Annotated in this window: 1 protein-coding gene; it reads right to left on the bottom strand. The window is 34.4% G+C overall.

The window, feature by feature from the left end; genetic code table 11:
* Positions 1-215, bottom strand: a 215-nt coding sequence (locus tag E1176_RS20820) for a hypothetical protein (protein ID WP_222933020.1), incomplete at both ends; no start/stop codon positions are given.

Below are 215 nucleotides of genomic sequence, written 5' to 3'. Positions count from 1 at the left end.
AGTACCAATTATCTTTTTCGAATGTCATAGGAAAAATGTCATATTTTTCAGGGGACGCAGGTAAAAGGTAAATCCAGAAGTAATCTGGATTTTCGGAAGTTAGGCTTATAACCTCATCAAACTTATATGGCTTACCATTTTTGTAGTATTCTTGCTGCCCATTAATATACTTACTTGAAAGTCCAGAAACTCGCTTCTTTAGCTTTACTTTTTCC

Source organism: Fulvivirga aurantia, from assembly GCF_009711475.1.
Classification (GTDB): domain Bacteria; phylum Bacteroidota; class Bacteroidia; order Cytophagales; family Cyclobacteriaceae; genus Fulvivirga; species Fulvivirga aurantia.
Note: the sequence above shows the minus strand (reverse complement) of the source record. Positions and strands in the feature narration are given on the sequence as shown.